We start from the raw sequence: 17,649 nt of genomic DNA, 5'->3' as shown, positions 1-17,649 counted from the left end.
GGCGAGCAAAATTGATGCACAAAAGGCCCACGCGGCGACGCGTGGGCTTTTTGTTGGCCGGTACAGCCGTCAGGCCGGGACGACTGGTGCGCAGCTGCGACGGTAAGCTCGAGGCATGCAGGAGACAATGCCGCCGGCGCACCGGAAACGGTCCCGCCTGGTTATCCCGAGCCGAAGTGATCTCCTGCTCAGGAACTTCACCGAGCTGATCGGCGGGCCCATGGGGCGCCGGGCTGAACCCGGAGTCGTCTCGCCGGGTATTTTCACCGTTGAACGCGTTCTGATCATCCTCACGGTTCTGGCCGCCCTGGCAAGCATCATGGTCAAGAACTACTGCCGCGCAAACGGCTGGGAGTCGCCGGGACAGTTCTACTCCACCTGTTATTCGGATTTCCCGGAGCTTTTCCGCAACCGCGGACTGGGCGATGGCACCTTTCCCTTTTTCAGTGAAGGCAGCTTCTTCGAATATCCCGTCCTGATGGGAATCATCGCGGGCCTGACAGCCATGCTGGTCCCGGGGCAGGGCCCCACCGACGCACGCATTCTCGGCTACTTCGACGTCAATGCCACTCTCATCGCCGCCGTCTGGATCGTCACGGTCCTCGCAACTGCTCGCATGAGCCGGCGCCGGCCGTGGGACGCCGCTATGGTGGCGGTGGCCCCCGGTATCATCCTCGCCGGGGTGATCAACTGGGACATGTGGGCCGTGTGCCTGCTGGCCGTCGGGATGTATTTCTTCTCCCGTGACCGGCTGGTGCTGGCCGGCGTCCTGATCGGTTTGGGCACGGCCACCAAGCTCTACCCGGTCCTGATCTTCGGGGCGATCCTCCTGCTGGCGCTGCGGACCGGAAAGATCCGACCCCTGCTGGTCACCGCCGCCGCGGCCGCCGCCGCATGGCTCGCCATCAACCTCCCCATCGCCGCGATGAATCCCTCCGGCTGGAAGTACTTCTACCAGTTCACCGAGGACCGCCCGGCCGGCTACAGCTCCCCCTGGTTCGCCTACAACCTGGTGGCCGGGCGCCTGCAATGGATGCCTCTGGGGCCCGAAGCGATCAACACCCTTGCCCTCAACCTGTTCCTCATCAGCTGCGTGCTCATCGCCTTGCTGGCGCTGACGTCACCGCGCCGCCCCAGGCTCGCCCAGCTGGCGTTCCTGATAGTTGCGGCATTCATCCTGACCAACAAGGTCTATTCACCGCAGTTCGTTATCTGGCTGATCCCCCTTCTGGCCCTGGCCCGCCCGCGCTGGCGCGACTTCCTGATCTGGCAGGGCATCGAAGGCCTGCACTGGGCGGCGGTCTGGATGTACCTCGGGCAGGTAACGAGCGGGGGCCCGACCCAGCACAACATTGATATGCCCTATTACGTGCTGGCGGTGGGCCTGCACATGATTGCCACGGCATACCTGATGGTCCGGGTCGCCTGGGATATCTGGGACCCGGGCTACGACATCATCCGCCGCCACTCGCTGGACGATCCCCAAGGAGGGCCGTTCGACGACGCACCCGACTGGTTGCGACTGGATCCGGCGAACCCTGCCGCTTCGGTGCTCCCCTGGCGGAGGGCGGCCAGCGATGCCTGACGTCGCCGTCGTCGGCTCCGGTCCCAACGGCCTTGCCGCAGCGGTAACAATGGCCCGCGCCGGCCTCAAGGTTCATGTGTTTGAGGAGGCAGCCACTCCCGGCGGCGGCCTTCGGACCTCCGAACTGATGCAGCCCGGCCACCTGCATGATATTTGCTCGGCAGTCCAGCCGATGGCGCTGGCCTCCCCCTTTTTCCAGGCCTTCGAGCTGGCGCGGCGAATCCACCTCATCACGCCCGAGCTCTCCTTCGCGTCGCCCCTGGACGGGGGCCGGGCTGCGCTGGCGTACCGCTCCCTGGACCGCACTGCTGAGGGGCTCGGACGGGACGGCCCCGCGTACCACCGCCTGATGACACCCCTCGTCCGTCGGGCCGCCGGCGTTGCCGATTTCACCCTCAACCAGCTCTTGCGGATCCCGCACGACCCCGTTGCAGCAGTGCTATTCGGCCTGCGGACCCTTGAGCAGGGCTCACCGGCATGGAACACCAGATTCAGGGACGATCTGGCACCGGCCCTCCTGACTGGTGTTGCCGCGCATTCCGTGGGCGCCTTGCCGTCGCTGGCACCCGCCGGTGCAGGGCTCATGCTGGGCACGCTGGCGCATGCGCAGGGCTGGCCTATTCCGACGGGCGGGTCAGCTTCCATCGCCAGCGCCATGGTCCGGGACATCGAAGCGCACGGCGGGTCCGTGGAAACCGGGCGGCGGATCGATTCCCTGGCGGAACTGCCGGCGGTCAGGGCGACACTCCTGGATATAGCGCCCCCGGCACTGCTCAGGCTTTCCGGAGACAGGTTGCCCGCCGGGTACCGTCGGTCCCTGGCGTCATATCGGTTCGGGAACGCCGCCTGCAAGGTCGATTTCATCCTGGCCGGACCGGTTCCGTGGCAAGCGGCGGACTTGGCGGACGCCGGCACCGTCCACGTGGGCGGCACGCGAGCCGAGATGGCCGAAGCCGAAAACCAGGTGGCTGCCGGAAAGCACCCGGATCGTCCCTACGTCCTGGTGTCCCAGCCTTCGCGGTTTGACGATTCCCGCGCCCCGAAGGGACGGCACATCCTGTGGACGTACTGCCATGTTCCGGCTGGATCAACCAAGGACATGGCGGAGGCTGTGACGGCGCAATTGGAACGTTTTGCCCCTGGTTTCCGTGACCTTGTGGTCCAGGTGCAGGTGACGACGGCGGCCGGACTGGCTGTATACAACCAGAACTACGTGGGCGGCGACTTCGCGGCGGGTTTGATGGACCTCCGCGGGCTGATACAGAGGCCAGTGGTCAGTCCCGTCCCGTGGCGAACTCCCCTGCCGGGCGTGTACCTGTGCTCCTCCTCCACCCCTCCCGGTCCCGGCGTTACCGGCATGCCCGGCTTCCACGCCGCGAAATATGCCCTCAAAGACATATTCGGGTTGCCGCTTCCCCGGCTTGGCCTGTAGCGCCGGCTCCGGTGGCCTCGGCCTGCGGGGGCCGTGGTACGGTCCGCCAGATCAGGAAACGGGGTATCCCGGCTCGCCGACCGCGCTGGCGTCCGTGTTCGCAACTGTGAAGCGCGCCCGATGGTGGGCCGGATTTTCCAACTCGTCCAGCATTGCTGCGGCAAAGTCCTGGGTAGTGATGGACCGGCCGGCGGGTGAGTTGTCCGCCGTCACATACTTGCCGGTGCGGATGCCCGGCTGCATGACTGGGGCGGGCGCCAGCATGGTCCAGTTAAGCGACTCCGGAGCGGATCGAATTTCATCGTAGGCGGCGGCCATGGTGCGGGCTTCGGGGCGGTAGGGCTCAGGAAAATCGGGCGAATCACACAGGCGCACACCGTTGATTTCGAGTGCGCCGGCGCCCCCTACCACCAGCAGGCGCGTTGTACCGGCACTGCCGAAAGCTGCCTTCATGGCGGCCAGCCATTCGCCGTGATCACCGCCCGTGCGACTGGGCACCGTGGCCAGCACCACGGCGTCGTGATCGCTGGCAACGCTCGCGAACATGCGTGTGTCTGCCAGTTCCGCGCTGCAGGCCGTGGCGCCGGGGAGTGCAGCGCCTGTCCGCGAAATGGCGGTGACTTTGTGGCCCCGCCGCAGCGATTCCTTGACGATCTGGCCGCCCACCATGCCGGTGGCACCGTACACCGCGATTTTCATGCCGCTCCTCGGACTGGGTATCGTAGAAATTCACAGTATCTCTAGGATACCTAGGGGCGCAGAAGAAACGAGGCTGCCTAATCGATACCAACCAACTTGTCGCCTGGCCGGGCGGAGACATCATGGATCCGAAGTGCCCCTCGCGGGTTGTCTTTCAGAGGGTCGGTGACAAATGGGCCTCCCTGGTGGTGCAGGTCCTGGCGGACGGACCGGTCCGTTTCTCCGAACTGCGCAAGCATGTCCACGTAATTACCCCCAAGGTCCTTACCCAGACGCTCAGGGCGCTGGAACGGGACGGGCTGATCACCAGAACGGTGTTCGCCCAGGTCCCGCCCCGCGTTGACTACCAGCTGACTGACCTCGGGGTGTCCCTGTTGGGTCCGCTGACCGTGCTCAGGGAATGGGCTGAGTCAAATGTCGCCGGCATTCTGGGCGCCAGGGAAGCTTACGATGACGCCCGTGACGGGGCTTTGGCGGGCTGAAGGGCAGAAATCCGCCCGTCGCGCACGCTGGCCACGAGGTCTGTCATTGGCACGAATTCGGTGTCGTGGGTGACCATCACAGTGGCCACATTGAATTCGTCCGTGACCTCGCGCAGGAGCCGGATGATGCCCCCGCTCCGCTCGTGGTCCAGGGCGGCGGTAGGTTCGTCCACCAGAAGCACCTTGGGGCGGCCCATCAGGGCGCGGGCGATGTTGACGCGTTGACGCTGTCCGCCGGACAGCTGATGCGGACGCTTGTCCCGCACGGTACCGAGTCCGACGACGTCCAGAAGCTCGTCGGCGCGCCTGCGGGCCGCAGCCAGGGGTTTCCCGCGCAGATGGTCCGCGAGGAGAAGCTGCTCGGCCGCGGTCAGGGACGGCAGAAGATTCGGCTGTTGGAAGATGATGCCGATCCGTTCCCTGCGCAGGGCTGTCAGCTCAGCGTCGCGCAGGCCGTTGGCCTCCTGCCCGTCGATGGTCACCACGCCCGAGGTGGGACGGATGAGCGCCGCTGAGACTGCAAGGATGGAGGACTTGCCGGATCCCGACGGTCCTACGAGGGCGAGAAATTCCCCTGTGCCGAGTGCGAGGTTCACGCAGTCCAGTGCCTTGAGGGTGGTGTCTCCGTCCGGGTACTCGAGCGTCACGTTGACCAGGTTGAGCGGGGTATCCAATGGAGTATGCCTTTCAGGGAATATAAATGTGGAAGGATCATGGGGGCGGAGTCAGTTGCCGCCGAGGGCAAGCAGGGGGTCAACCCTGGTCACGCCGCGGACGGCCACTGCTGCACCGCACAGGCCCAGGAGCAGGATGCCGGCGATGGGCACCAGCGTGGTGGCGGGGGTGAGCAGGAACGGCGCCGCCTGTGCCGCCAGGTACCCGCCGAGCAGGCCCGTTCCGCCGCCGGCAAATGTCCCCGCGGCCAGCACCATCAGGGCCTGTCCCATTGCATCCCGGAGTACGTAGCCGGGCGACCCGCCCATCGCCTTGACCACGGCAATGTCCCGGGTCCGCTGAACGGTCCACACCGTCAGGAAGGCCACGATCACAAGGGCGGAGATGCCGTACAGGAACGCCTGCATCAACATCAGCGAGCCGTTCTCGCTCTTGAAGGATCCGAGGGCCTGGAACGAACCGTCGCGGGTGGTGCTGACCGTCCCGGCCGCAGCATCGGCGGCGTCCACGTCAACCTGGGCGCCGGCGTCGAACGTCACGGCCAGTACGGTGCCCAGGGACCCGCTGCCGATGCGGGCCAGTTGCCGCCAGTCACTCAACGAGGTCCAGACGACGCCGGTGTGTGAATACCACTGGTCAGAAACGATGCCCGCAACGGCAAGTTCGACGCCGCCCACTGCCAGGAGGCTGCCGGGGCTGAGATGCAGGTCCGCTGCGAGGGTTTCGCCCACCACGACCGTTCCGTCGTCCGCGGGATCAGGCATGGGGCTGGCCGGGCCCGCGGACAGCCCGTTACTGCCGCCGAAGACTGCCACGTTTGCGGTGCCGCCAGGCGAACCGGCCGTGCCAACGGCCTGCGCTCGGACCTGGCTGATCCCGAGCGCCTCCACCCCGGCAACGCCGTCCTGCGCGGACCAGGCGGCCAGCTGCTCCCGGGTCACTTCCGACTCGGTAAACGACGCCTTGGCCGGAGTGCCCGCCGGGGCCCCGAAGACTATCTGGTCGGTCCGCAGCCCGGCGATCGCCGAGGTTGACTGGTTGCCCAGGCCGGCAGTCAGTCCCGAGAGCATCACGAGCAGCAAGGTGATCAGGGCGATGACTGCTGCCATCAGGACGAAGCGGCCTTTGGCAAAGCGGAGATCGCGAATGGCGAGAAACACGTGGTTCCTTTCGTGGTGGTGTGGTGCTGTTTCCCACTCTTCCGCCACGGACGGCAGCGCACATCGGCCTCCCGGTTGGCCATCCGGAGACACCGGGTGGAGCAGCGGCTCAACCAAATGGTTGATCTCCGGCCGCCGGGCCCGATTTCACCGTGAAACGGGAGTCGTGGAGGATACGCTGGATTGATGCGAGGCACGTGGTGATCCAAAGCGAACCCAGCGGTTCGGCGATAATCCTGCGGCTCCTGAGAATCAGCCTCCACGTGGGCTTCGCCGTCTTGCTTCTGGTGGCCATGGCGCGCGTCCTGATGTCCGGTCCGGCGCTGTCGGGCTGGCTTTCCCTGGTCCTTGCCGTGGTGCTCGCAGCCGTCTACCTCACCGGCACGGTCCTGGAGAAACGCCACTCCACGGATGCGAAGCGCTTTGATCCGCGGCGATATGCACCATGGTGGCTCGGGGCAGTCTCGGCCTTGTGGCTGGTGCTCATCTGGTCCAGCGCGGATTTCGTCTGGCTGGCCTTTCCACTCTTCTTCCTGCAGCTCCACGTACTGCGGCGGCGTGCGGCCCTCCCGGTCATTGCGGCGTCCACCGTGCTGGTTGTGGTGGCGCTTTGGTTCCACAACAGAGGCGCGGCCGGCCCGGCCCTGGAGCTGCCGATGGTGCTGGGGCCGGTATTCGGAGCGGCGTTCGCCGTGGTTACCGGCCTCGCGTACCGGGCGCTGTACCTTGAGGGCGAGAACCAGCGCCTCGCGGCCGAGGAGTTGCGACGGACGCGCGGCGAACTGGCCCGCAGCCAGCACGACGCCGGAACCCTCACCGAGCGGGCACGGCTGGCCCGCGAAATACACGACACCCTGGCCCAGGGTTTCTCGAGCATCGTGCTGATGGGCCGCTCGGCTGAAAAGGCACTCGTCGACGGCGACACCGCCACAGCCCGCGAACGGCTCCGCACGGTGCAGGAAACTGCGTCCGCCAACCTTGCCGAGGCGCGCAACTTTGTCCGCGACCTGCAGTCCCCGGCGCTTGAGCAGATGTCCCTGGCGGGGAGCCTGCGCCGGCTCTGCGAGAAGACCGAGGCCGAGGCAGCGGCACGCGGGGCTGGCCTTCGGTGCCGCTTCGACCTCGAAGGCACTCCTGTGGAGCTGCCCAACCCGTACTCCACCGCCCTCCTCCGCGCGGCACAGGCGAGCCTGGCGAACGTGTGGGTCCACGCAAAGGCAAGCACCGCCGTCGTGACCCTGTCCTTTCTAGGCAGCGAAGTGGCCATGGACATCTACGACGACGGCGTCGGGTTCCGCCCGGAAGCGGCGGGATCCGGGGTCGACCCGAACAGACCACAACCGCAGGATGGTTCCGGATACGGCCTCCGGTCCCTCCGGGAACGGGTGGCGGCGCTGGCCGGCACTCTCGACATCGAGTCCGCTCCGGGCGAGGGAACAGTGGTGGCCATCCGGCTCCCGCTGGTGGACGCGTCGGCGACCGGGAAACTGGCAAACGGGGAGCGGCCATGAGCGGAATCCGAATCCTGCTGGTGGACGACCACCCGGTGGTACGCGCCGGGCTCCGGGCCATGCTGAGCGACTTCGAAGGCATCACAGTGGCCGCCGAAGCCGGCGACGGTGCTGCTGCGCTTGCCCAGCTGGCCAGGCTCCACACCCTGGGCGAGCCTGTGGACGTGGTCCTGATGGACCTGCAAATGGGAGCGGGCATGGACGGCGTCACGGCCACGCAAAAGATCAAGGCCGGCGAGGCGGGTATGCCGGCACCGCCCGTGCTGATCCTCACCACCTATGATTCCGACGCCGATATCCTGGCTGCCGTCGAAGCCGGCGCCAGCGGTTACATGCTGAAGGATGCCCCGCCCGAGCAAATCCGGCAGGCCGTCCTCTCCGCGGCGGCCGGCGGGACGGCGCTGGCTCCGGAGGTGGCCGCCCGGCTGATGGGCAGGATCCGGAACCCTGAACCGGCACTGTCCGCCAGGGAAATCCAGCTGCTGCAGCTGCTCGCCACGGGACTGCCGAACCGTGCCATCGCCCGGCAGCTTTTCATCTCCGAGGCCACCGTCAAGACCCACCTGGTGCACATCTACGGAAAACTCGGCGTGGACAACCGCACCGCTGCGATTTCCGTGGCCACGCAGCGCCGGATCATCCGGCCCTAAACACGGGCGGGTGCCATGTGACAAGAACATTGTCCGGGCTTGCGGGCATAATGGCGCGGTGGGGAACTTTCAGAAACTTTCGCTTGCCCTTGTCGGACTCATAATTGGCGGATCGCTGGTGGCTTGCGACGACGGCCGTGCCGGCGCGCAGGACGCAGCGAAGCAGCTCGCCTCTGCGATGACTGCGCTTGACGTCGGCTCCGTCGCTTTTGAGGGCAAGGACTCCGCAGCCGCCAACGAACAGCTGAAGGAAGTCTTCCAGGCTCTCGCCCCCGCCAAACCGGCCGTGGAAACCGGAGAGCTGACATTAGAGAAGGACACCGCGACGGTCCCGCTGAACTACAGCTGGAAGATCGGCTCCGGCGAGTGGAAATACACCGCCTCCGCCGAACTGAAGAAGTCCGGAGGCAAATGGCTGACCGTGTGGAAGCCTGCCCTGCTAGCCCCCGAACTGGCCGAAGGCGAAGTCATTGGCGCGGGCGCCCAGTCGCCCCAGCGTGCCGATATCCTCGGCGCCGGCGACGCGAAGCTCGTCACCTACCGCCCGGTGGTGAACGTTGGCATCGACAAGCCCAAGCTGGGTTCAGCCGACCCCGCCGCGTCCGCCGCCAAACTTGCCCAGCTGGTGGGAGTGGACCCCGCCGCGTACACCCAGCAGGTACAGGCTGCCGGCCCCGCCGCTTTCGTCACCGCCATCACCCTGCGCCAGGACGGCCGGACCATTACCGACGAACAGATTGCCCAGATCCCAGGCGCCTCGTCCATCGCCGACCTCCTGCCGCTGGCGCCGACCCGCACCTTCGCCCGCGCCCTCCTGGGCACAGCGGCCGAGGCGAATGCCGAACAGATCGAAAAATCCGGCGGGACGCTCAAAGCCGGGGACACCACCGGTACGGGCGGGCTCCAGCAGCAATACGACGCACAGCTCCGCGGCACCGACGGAATCCAGGTCTATGCCGAAAAGGCAGGGCTCTCGGCTGACGAGAAGCAGGCACTGCCCAACAAAGGCCGCCGGATTCTGTTCCAGGCTGATATGAAACCGGGAACGCCGGTGAAAACCACCTTGGACCCCCGCTTGCAGCAGCTCGCCGAAGATGTCCTGGCGGAAGTCGGTCCGGCGTCCGCCATCGTGGCCCTGCGCCCTTCCAGCGGCGCAGTTCTGGCAGCAGCTTCAGGACCTGGCAGCAACGGCTACAACACGGCCCTGCTGGGCCAGTATTCCCCCGGCTCAACGTTCAAGATGGTGGATTCCCTGGCCATGATCCGCAACGGCCTGACTCCGGACTCCAAGGTTGAATGCACGCCGACGCTCACGGTGGACGGCCGTACGTTCAAGAATGCGGAGGGCTATCCGGAAAGCTCCCTGGGATCCGTCACCTTGCGGGACGCGTTCGCGCACTCCTGCAACACAGCCTTCATTGCGGCCCGCGACACCGTCAGCCAGGCGCAGCTTGAATCCGCGGCCACCTCCCTCGGTGTTGCCGTTGAGGCGCCCGGCCTGGGGGCAGCCGCCTTCCTCGGCTCGGTTCCCGGCGAAGCGGAGGGCACCGAGCATGCCGCTTCCATGATCGGCCAGGGCAAGGTGCTGCTCTCGCCGCTGGCTGCTGCTGTAATGGCCGGCTCCGTGGCCAAGGGGTCCCCCGTGTCACCCGTCCTCGTGCTAAACGCGGAAGCCAACTCCGGCACGGCAGCCCCCGAGGGGTCCGGAACCCCGACGGCGGACGGAACATCGTCATCGTCCTCCACGGCTCCAGCTCCGGCCAAGGCCGCCGAGAAGCCGGTCACGGCGGCGGAAGCGGCCGCGCTGGCCGACATGATGCGCGCCGTGGTTACCTCGGGACACGCTGGATTCCTGGCCTCCGTGCCGGGGGAACCCGTGGGAGCCAAGACGGGCACTGCGGAATTCGGAAATGAGAACCCGCCCAAGACGCACGCCTGGATTGTGGCAGTGCACGGCGACCTCGCCGTCGCCGTCTTCGTCGAAGAAGGCGGCCTCGGAGCCACAACATCGGGTCCTTTACTCAAGAACTTCCTCGTCGCCGCCGGTTAACCCGGCGCCTTCTCGACCGGAGCTTCTGTCCAGGTAACGCGACTTCCGGGCCGGTATAGGCCGATATCTGGACAAAACTCCGAGACTCGGGCATGGGAAGATTGAACGCGTGGCTCATATTGACGTTTCCGGCATCGACTACTTCCTCTCCGACGGCACGCAACTGCTCAACGGGGTGAACTTCAAGGTCCCGGACGGCACCAAAACGGCGCTGATCGGACCCAACGGAACGGGAAAGACGACGCTTTTCCGCATCATTTCCGGCGATCTGGTCCCGGATGAAGGCGTGATCGGCCGGTCCGGCAACATGGGCATCATGCGCCAGTTTGTGGGGCAGGTCCGGGACGAATCCACTGTCCGCGACCTCCTGGTGTCCGCGGCCCCGCCGGCGCTGGCCGCCGCCGCGCGCGCCGTCGACGAGGCCGAGCTGGCCATGATGGAGCACGACGACGAGCCCACCCAGATGCAGTACGCCCAGGCGATCGTGGACTGGGGAGACGCCGGCGGCTACGACGTCGAAACCGTGTGGGACGAGGTCTGCATGGCCGCGCTGGGACTTCCGTTCGACCGCGCGCAGCACCGCCCGGCGTCGAGCCTTTCCGGTGGTGAGCAGAAGCGGCTGGTGCTGGAAGCGCTCTTCGCCGGCCCGGACGAACTGCTGCTCCTGGACGAGCCGGACAACTACCTTGACGTGCCGGGCAAGCGCTGGCTCGAGGCCAAGCTCAACGAGTCCAAGAAGACCGTCTTCTTCATCAGCCACGACCGCGAGTTGCTGAACAACGCTGCCGGCCGGATCGTGACGCTTGAGCCGGGCATCAACGGGGCAGGAGCCTGGGTCCACGGCGGCGGGTTCGGCTCCTATGTGGAGGCACGCGCGGACCGCAACGCCCGCTTCGAGGAGCTGCGCAAACGCTGGGACGAGGAGCACGTGAAGCTCAAAGAACTCGTCAACATGTACAAGAACAAGGCCGCGTTCCGCTCCGACATGGCCAACAGGTACCACGCCGCCCAGACCAGGCTGGCGAAGTTCCTGGAAGCAGGCCCGCCCGAGGCCCTGCCGATCGAGCAGAACGTGCAGATGCGGCTCAAAGGCGGCCGTACCGCCAAGCGTGCCATCGTGGCCGAAAAGCTGGAATTGACCGGGCTGATGAAGCCGTTCTCCACCGAGGTGTGGTTCGGCGACCGCGTGGGGGTGCTTGGCTCCAACGGCTCCGGCAAGAGCCACTTCCTGCGCCTGCTCGCCACCGGCGGAACGGATCCCGAGCGGGAACACCTGCCGGTGTCCGACGTCGACATCGCCGAAGTGCCGCACGAAGGCACCGTGAAGCTTGGCGCGCGCATCCGTCCAGGCTTCTTCGCGCAGACGCATGTTCGCCCCGACCTGCTGGGCAAGACGCTGCTGGAGATCCTGCACCGCGGCGACGAACACCGCTCGGGACTGGGACGTGAGGCAGCAGCCGGTGCCTTGGACGGATACGGCCTGGCATCACAGTCGGAGCAAAAGTACGAGTCCCTGTCCGGCGGCCAGCAGGCGCGGTTCCAGATCCTGCTGCTGCAGCTTTCCGGAGCAACCCTCCTGCTCCTCGACGAGCCCACGGACAACCTGGACCTGCACTCCGCCGAGGCCCTGGAGCGCGCCATCGACCACTTCGAGGGAACGGTCCTGGCCGTGACGCACGACCGCTGGTTCGCCCGGACGTTCGACCGCTTCCTGGTGTTCGGCTCCGACGGCAAGGTGTACGAATCCGCCGAGCCGGTCTGGGACGAGAAGCGCGTGGAGCGCGTCCGCTAGCCGCTCTCTACTCCGGGGGTGCGCTACTGGGGGCGCGGGCGCCTGTGTGCCGGCCCGGCTGCGGGCGTGCCGGTTATTCCGGCAGCAGTTCGGAGCGTGCGCCGGCTTCCGGACCGGCAGTGCCTCCCATGGCGGCGACCAGCCGTTCCCGCGCGCGCCCCAGGTGCTCGTCGAGCAGCTCGGCGGCGGCGTCCCCCCGGCCTGCTTCAATGAGTTCGAGGATCTTTTGGTGTTCGGCCTGGATCAGTGCGGTGTCCAGGAGGTGCAGGGACTGGATGCGGACCATGCACAGCCGCACCTCCCCTACGAGCGAGCGGTACATCCTGCTGATGCGTTCGTTGCCGACGGCGTCGATCAGGCTGGTGTGGAACCGCATGTCCGGTTCGATGACGTCGAGCGGGGCTCCGGTCTGCAGGGCCGCGATGTCCCGGTTGGCCTGCACGGCCGCTTCCGGCACGTCCCTGGTGCGCGCGAGCCGCCGGAGTACTTCGCTTTCCAAATAGGCGCGGGCCAGATAGATGTCCCGCACGGAATCCGGTCCGAGTTCCACCACGCGGGCGGTCTTGTGCGTCCCGCGGTCCAGCAGCCCCTCCGCGACGAGCTTCTCGATCGAGGCCTTTGCTGTGGGACGAGCCACCTCGTAGGAGGAGGCCACGTCTGTTTCGGTGAGGGTGTGGCCGGAACCGAGTTCACCGGAAAAGATCCGGCTCCGCAGATCCGCGGCGATCGCGTCCACGATCGAAACTGCTGTGATTCGCCCGGCCACCGGAGCTCCATTCCCGCCAAGAGTTGCTTGATTCATCTCAATCTTGCCAGACAAGTCAACAAGTCTCTCTTGACCAACATGTGTACTTGTTAGACAATCGAAGGGCGCCACGGTGTTGTGACGCCTAACACAAATCTGGAGACACATGTTTCAGCAGATCCTCGACCCCATTGCCGGGTCCCTAGTGATTTCAGCCCTTTGCGCTGCGCTTCCCCTCGTCCTGCTCTTCGTCCTGCTCGGCGTTTTCAAAGTCAAAGCGCCAAAGGCCGCCCTCGCCAGCCTGGCCCTCTCCCTCGTGCTGGCCATTCTGGGCTGGCAGATGCCGGTCAACCAGGCCCTGAGCGCCACCGCAGCCGGCATCTTCTACGGACTGTTCCCGATCCTCTGGATCCTGGTCAACGCGCTGTGGATCTACCGGCTCACCGTGGCCACACCCTGGTTCGAGGTGCTGGGTCAGACAATCCGCTCCATCTCCAACGACCTCCGCATCCTGTCCATCCTGATCGCCTTCTGCTTTGGTGCGCTGCTGGAATCCCTGGCCGGATTCGGCGCCCCCGTGGCGATCTCCGCTGCCATGCTGATGGCGGCTGGCATGAAGCCGCTGAAGTCGGCTGTGGTCTCGCTGCTGGCCAACACTGCTCCCGTGGCCTTCGGCGCCATGGCCGCGCCGATCATCGCACTGAACGGCGTCACCGGACTGCCGCTGCACGACCTGTCCTCGATGGCCGGACGCCAGACGCCGTTCATCGCCCTGATTGTGCCGCTGCTGCTGGTGTTCATCGTCGACGGACGGCGCGGCGTGAAGCAGACCTGGCCCGTAGCCCTGGTGGCAGGCGTCGCCTTCGGAGCGGCCCAGTTCGTAACCTCCAACTACTTCGCCGTGGAACTCACCGACGTTGTTGCCGCTGTCGTGACGGTGGCCGCCGTGCTGCTGATGCTGAAGGTCTGGCAGCCGAAAGAAACCGTCGGAATGGGCGGCACCGTCGAAGCCGCACCGAATGCCGAACCGGAAGCTGCGCACGCGGCTGCTGCCGTTGCCGTCGCCGGCGCCCGTGACGGCCGCTCCGCCGCCGGGTCCGTGACTGGCGCCGAACACCCGGCCTCCGTGCCCGCCTCGGGGACCGCGGTGCCCGCCGATAACTCACGGCCCGAACCACGGAAGATCTGGATGGCGATCGCCCCGTACCTGATCATCATCGCTGTGTTTTCGGTGGCCCAGATCCCGTTCGTCAAGACCTGGCTGGGCCAGGTGGGCAGCGTGACGTTCGCGTGGCCCGGCCTGGACATCACCGATTCCGCCGGCAAGCCTGTCGCGGCCACGAAATTCAAGCTGGACCACCTCAAGGCGACCGGCACCCTCCTGATGTTCTCCGGCTTGCTCACTATGGCGCTGTACAAAATCACTGCATCCCAGGGCCTGCGCATCTACCGGGATACGATCGTGCAGCTGCGGTGGACGATCGTCACCGTCACCGCCGTCCTGGGGCTGTCCTTCGTGATGAACCTGTCCGGCCAGACCACCACCCTTGGCTTCGCGCTAGCCTCCGCGGGTGGCTTCTTCGCCATCCTCTCACCGCTGATCGGATGGATCGGCGTGGCCCTCACCGGCTCCGACACCTCCTCCAACTCCCTGTTCGGCCAGATGCAGGCCACCGCCGCGGCGCAGACCGGCCTGTCTCCGGTGCTGATGGCGGCCTCCAACTCCTCCGCCGGTGTGATGGGCAAGATGCTATCGCTGCAGAACCTTGCCGTGGCCTCGGCGGCGGTGGGCCTTGACGGTGCCGAGGGCGCCCTCTTCCGGAAGCTCCTCGGCTGGAGCCTCGGCCTGCTGGCGCTCATCACTGTCCTGATCTTCCTGCAGTCCACCCCCGTCCTCGGCTGGATGGTCCCCTGATGGCACCGCTGGACATGGCCGGCCTCCGCGCAGCTGTGAAGGATCCGGCCCAGGCAAGCACCCGGGCCATCGACCTGCACGCGAACGCCCACGACGCCTCGCATTTCCTCCTGCTCCCGCAGGCCGTGGTGACGGCCGGGAGTGCCGCCGAAGTGGGCGGGCTGCTGCGGGCCAGTGCCGCCCAAGGCGTGCCATTGACGTTCCGCTCCGGAGGGACCAGCCTGAGCGGCCAGGCGGTCACCGCCGGCGTGCTGGTGGATGTCCGCCGCAACTTCCGGGAGATTGAAGTGCTCGACGACGGCGCGCGGGTCCGCGTTCAGCCCGGCGTCACGGTACGGGCACTCAACGCGAGGCTCGCCCGCTACGGGCGGAAGTTCGGCCCGGATCCGGCCAGCGAGGCGGCGTGCACCGTCGGCGGCGTGGTGGCGAACAACTCCTCCGGGATGAACTGCGGCACGGTGGACAACACCTACCGCACCTTGGAGTCACTGACTGTGGTGCTGCCCTCCGGCAGCGTCATCGATACCGGAGCAGCCGACGCCGACCAAAGGCTCCGCGCCCTCGAACCGGAACTCCACGCAGGCCTGGTCCGGCTGGCCGGGCGGGTCCGTAACAATGCGGACTCCGTGCGCAAAATCCGGCAGCAGTTCTCGATGAAGAACACCATGGGTTATGGCCTGAACTCCCTGCTGGACTTCCAGTCCCCGGTGGACATCATGGCCCACCTGATCATCGGCAGCGAAGGCACCCTGGGGTTCGTTGCAGAGGCGGTCTTCCGCACCATCCCGCGGCTCCAGCACGCGGCCGCAGGCTTGCTGGTGTTTCCGGACCTCGAAGCCGCCAACGCTGCCCTGCCCGCCCTCGTTGAAACCGGTGCCGCCACCATTGAGCTGATGGATGCGCTGTCCCTCAAGGTGGGCCAGACGCTCAAGGGAACGCCCGCCGTCGTGCAAGACCTGGCAGTCCGGGAGCATGCCGCCCTGCTCGTGGAGTATTCTGCCGGCAGCGCCGGTGACCTCGTGGAGCTCCAGGCCCACGGCGAGGGTCTCCTCCCGGACCTCGGCCTGTCTGCGCCCGCCCGGTTTACGGGCGACGCCCGGGAACGTGGGCAGCTCTGGCAGTTGCGCAAGGGACTCTACGCATCGGTTGCCGGTGCCCGTCCCCAGGGCACCACTGCCTTGTTGGAAGACATCGTGGTTCCTGTTCCGGTGCTGGGCAGGACGTGCCGGGAACTGAACCGGCTCTTCGACAAATACAGCTACAGCAACAGCGTGATCTTCGGCCACGCCAAGGACGGCAACGTTCACTTCATGCTTACTGACGGTTTCGCCTCTCCGGCCGAACTGGACCGCTACAGCGCCTTCACGGAGGACATGGTGGACCTGGTCCTGGGCGAGGGCGGATCGCTGAAGGCCGAGCACGGGACGGGGCGTGTAATGGCTCCCTTCGTCCGCCGGCAGTACGGCGATGAGCTTTACGACGTCATGCGAACCATTAAGCGGCTCTTCGACCCCGCTGCGATGCTCAACCCGGGCGTGCTGATGGACGAGGACCCGCTGGCTCACCTGCGGCACATCAAGACGGCGCCGCCCGTGGCCGAGGAGGTGGACCGCTGCGTCTCCTGCGGCTACTGCGAGCCGGTGTGCCCCAGCAAGGACATCACGCTCACGCCGCGCCAGCGGATCGTGACGCTGCGGGCCATCGAATCCGCCAGGCTGGCCGGGGATACGGCGCTGGTGCGAGAACTGGAAAAGGACTACGAGTATGAATCCGTGGACACCTGCGCCGTGGACGGGATGTGCCAGACCGCCTGCCCGGTGGACATCAACACCGGATCGCTCGTGAAACGCCTGCGGAAGGCCGACGCCGGTCCGCTCGCCAACGGTGCGTGGAACGCCGCCGCCAAGCACTGGGAGGGTGTGACCCGTGGCGCCTCGCTGGCCTTGACCGTGGTCGACAAGCTCCCGGCAGCTGCCATCACGCCGCCCAACAAGGCCGCCCGGGCAATCCTCGGGAAGGACACGGTACCGCTGTACTCCGCCGAACTGCCCGGCGGCGGTTCGGTTCGCAAGCGTCCGACGCCGGCGGCCCGAGCTGACGCCGTCTACTTCCCGGCATGCGTAGGGACCATGTTCGGACCCGCAGGCGCGGGTCCCGACGCAGAAGGCCATGGCGTCCAGTACAGCTTTGAACAGCTATGCGGCCGCGCCGGGCTCACGCTCCTCGTCCCGGAAGGGATCGACGGCCTGTGCTGCGGTACCCCCTGGTCCTCCAAGGGCATGTCCGCGGGCCAAACAACCATGCGCCGGAAGACCCTGGCCGCCCTCAGGGAAGCCACCCGGGACGGTGAACTTCCCATCGTCTGCGACGCGTCCTCGTGCACCGAAGGGCTGCGGCAGGCCGTCGAATCGGACATACCCGCGCCGGGGCAGCGTGCGCTCCGCATGGTGGACGCCGTCGACTTCGCTGCGGAAAAGATCCTGCCCCGGCTGCCTGACCACGGAAAGCTGGAGTCCCTGGCACTGCACCCCACCTGTTCGTCCACCAGGATGGGCCTCAACGATGCCTTGGGTGCCATTGCCGGAGCGGTGGCCGAGCGGGTGGACATCCCGGAAAACTGGGGCTGCTGCGCGTTTGCCGGGGACCGGGGCATGCTGCACCCCGAACTGACGGAATCGGCGACTGCGAGACAGGCTGCGGAGGTGGCTAAGATGGGCGCCGCCGCCCACGCCTCATGCAACCGCACCTGCGAACTGGGCATGACACGGGCTACGGGCGCCCAGTACCGGCACGTGCTGGAGCTGCTGGAGGAAGTCACCCGGTAAGCCGGACGCTCTCTCACTTCCTGCACGTTTTGCACCGACGCTCCTTCACCATGAACTGGTCCCCGGAGGTTGGACTGGTTAAATGAGATCCTAAGCCGCGAGGGCCTGGGCACGGTATTGCGCCGGGC

Annotated in this window: 13 protein-coding genes; 9 read left to right on the top strand and 4 right to left on the bottom strand. The window is 66.7% G+C overall.

Annotated elements, in window-relative coordinates:
- Positions 1-115 precede the first annotated feature (115 nt).
- Complete coding sequence (locus AC07YR_RS16700) at positions 116-1,585, top strand: glycosyltransferase family 87 protein (RefSeq protein WP_494734619.1); 1,470 nt, start codon at positions 116-118, stop codon at positions 1,583-1,585.
- Positions 1,578-3,017 carry a phytoene desaturase family protein gene (locus AC07YR_RS16695; RefSeq protein ID WP_494734618.1) on the top strand — a complete coding sequence of 480 codons (1,440 nt, stop codon included), beginning with the start codon at positions 1,578-1,580 and terminating at the stop codon, positions 3,015-3,017. The genes AC07YR_RS16700 and AC07YR_RS16695 overlap by 8 nt, the downstream gene beginning before the upstream one ends.
- A 51-nt stretch (positions 3,018-3,068) precedes the next feature.
- Here the strand turns inward: AC07YR_RS16695 and AC07YR_RS16690 are convergent, their stop codons facing one another.
- Positions 3,069-3,716, bottom strand: coding sequence for an NAD(P)-dependent oxidoreductase (locus AC07YR_RS16690; protein WP_436059213.1), 648 nt, complete (start codon positions 3,714-3,716; stop codon positions 3,069-3,071).
- A 122-nt stretch (positions 3,717-3,838) separates the two neighbouring features.
- On the opposite strand from AC07YR_RS16690, the gene AC07YR_RS16685 reads away from it, so the two are divergent.
- Positions 3,839-4,198, top strand: coding sequence for a winged helix-turn-helix transcriptional regulator (locus tag AC07YR_RS16685; RefSeq protein WP_436059212.1), 360 nt, complete (start codon positions 3,839-3,841; stop codon positions 4,196-4,198).
- On the opposite strand, the gene AC07YR_RS16680 is transcribed toward AC07YR_RS16685, so the two are convergent.
- A complete protein-coding gene (locus AC07YR_RS16680; RefSeq protein ID WP_436059211.1) occupies positions 4,162-4,872 on the bottom strand; it encodes an ABC transporter ATP-binding protein in 711 nt (236 codons plus the stop codon). The genes AC07YR_RS16685 and AC07YR_RS16680 overlap by 37 nt on opposite strands.
- A gap of 51 nt (positions 4,873-4,923) precedes the next feature.
- Positions 4,924-6,033, bottom strand: coding sequence for an ABC transporter permease (locus AC07YR_RS16675; RefSeq protein WP_494734617.1), 1,110 nt, complete (start codon positions 6,031-6,033; stop codon positions 4,924-4,926).
- Positions 6,034-6,233: 200 nt separating this feature from the next.
- On the opposite strand from AC07YR_RS16675, the gene AC07YR_RS16670 reads away from it, so the two are divergent.
- The 4 genes from AC07YR_RS16670 to AC07YR_RS16655 all read left to right on the top strand — a co-directional run bounded on the left by AC07YR_RS16670 (position 6,234) and on the right by AC07YR_RS16655 (position 12,036).
- Complete coding sequence (locus AC07YR_RS16670) at positions 6,234-7,544, top strand: sensor histidine kinase (RefSeq protein WP_494734671.1); 1,311 nt, start codon at positions 6,234-6,236, stop codon at positions 7,542-7,544.
- Positions 7,541-8,194, top strand: a complete 654-nt coding sequence (locus AC07YR_RS16665) for a response regulator (protein WP_055797348.1) — start codon at positions 7,541-7,543, stop codon at positions 8,192-8,194. Before AC07YR_RS16670 ends, AC07YR_RS16665 begins: the two co-directional genes overlap by 4 nt.
- 58 nt (positions 8,195-8,252) lie before the next feature.
- Positions 8,253-10,244: a penicillin-binding transpeptidase domain-containing protein gene (locus tag AC07YR_RS16660; RefSeq protein WP_494734616.1), complete on the top strand. Its 1,992-nt coding sequence runs from the start codon at positions 8,253-8,255 to the stop codon at positions 10,242-10,244.
- Between the two features lie 109 nt (positions 10,245-10,353).
- Positions 10,354-12,036: an ABC-F family ATP-binding cassette domain-containing protein gene (locus AC07YR_RS16655; RefSeq protein ID WP_494734615.1), complete on the top strand. Its 1,683-nt coding sequence runs from the start codon at positions 10,354-10,356 to the stop codon at positions 12,034-12,036.
- 73 nt (positions 12,037-12,109) lie between these two features.
- Here AC07YR_RS16655 and AC07YR_RS16650 read toward each other — a convergent pair whose 3' ends face one another.
- Positions 12,110-12,802 carry a GntR family transcriptional regulator gene (locus tag AC07YR_RS16650; RefSeq protein ID WP_494734614.1) on the bottom strand — a complete coding sequence of 231 codons (693 nt, stop codon included), beginning with the start codon at positions 12,800-12,802 and terminating at the stop codon, positions 12,110-12,112.
- A gap of 145 nt (positions 12,803-12,947) precedes the next feature.
- Here AC07YR_RS16650 and AC07YR_RS16645 point away from each other — a divergent pair, with 145 nt between their 5' ends.
- The gene (locus AC07YR_RS16645) at positions 12,948-14,696 is read left to right on the top strand and encodes an L-lactate permease (protein ID WP_494734613.1); all 1,749 of its coding nucleotides are present in this window, start codon (positions 12,948-12,950) and stop codon (positions 14,694-14,696) included.
- A complete protein-coding gene (locus AC07YR_RS16640; protein WP_436059204.1) occupies positions 14,696-17,521 on the top strand; it encodes an FAD-binding and (Fe-S)-binding domain-containing protein in 2,826 nt (941 codons plus the stop codon). The genes AC07YR_RS16645 and AC07YR_RS16640 overlap by 1 nt, the downstream gene beginning before the upstream one ends.
- Positions 17,522-17,649 lie beyond the last annotated feature (128 nt).

This window comes from Arthrobacter sp. GW460-12-1-14-TSB2 (assembly GCF_059423525.1).
Note: the sequence above shows the minus strand (reverse complement) of the source record. Positions and strands in the feature narration are given on the sequence as shown.

Coding starts and splice junctions, on each gene's coding strand:
- AC07YR_RS16700 (WP_494734619.1), top strand. CDS start 116: ATGCAGGAGACAATGCCGCCGGCGCACCGGAAACGGTCCCGCCTGGTT.
- AC07YR_RS16695 (WP_494734618.1), top strand. CDS start 1,578: ATGCCTGACGTCGCCGTCGTCGGCTCCGGTCCCAACGGCCTTGCCGCA.
- AC07YR_RS16645 (WP_494734613.1), top strand. CDS start 12,948: ATGTTTCAGCAGATCCTCGACCCCATTGCCGGGTCCCTAGTGATTTCA.
- AC07YR_RS16665 (WP_055797348.1), top strand. CDS start 7,541: ATGAGCGGAATCCGAATCCTGCTGGTGGACGACCACCCGGTGGTACGC.
- AC07YR_RS16685 (WP_436059212.1), top strand. CDS start 3,839: ATGGATCCGAAGTGCCCCTCGCGGGTTGTCTTTCAGAGGGTCGGTGAC.
- AC07YR_RS16640 (WP_436059204.1), top strand. CDS start 14,696: ATGGCACCGCTGGACATGGCCGGCCTCCGCGCAGCTGTGAAGGATCCG.
- AC07YR_RS16690 (WP_436059213.1), bottom strand. CDS start 3,716: ATGAAAATCGCGGTGTACGGTGCCACCGGCATGGTGGGCGGCCAGATC.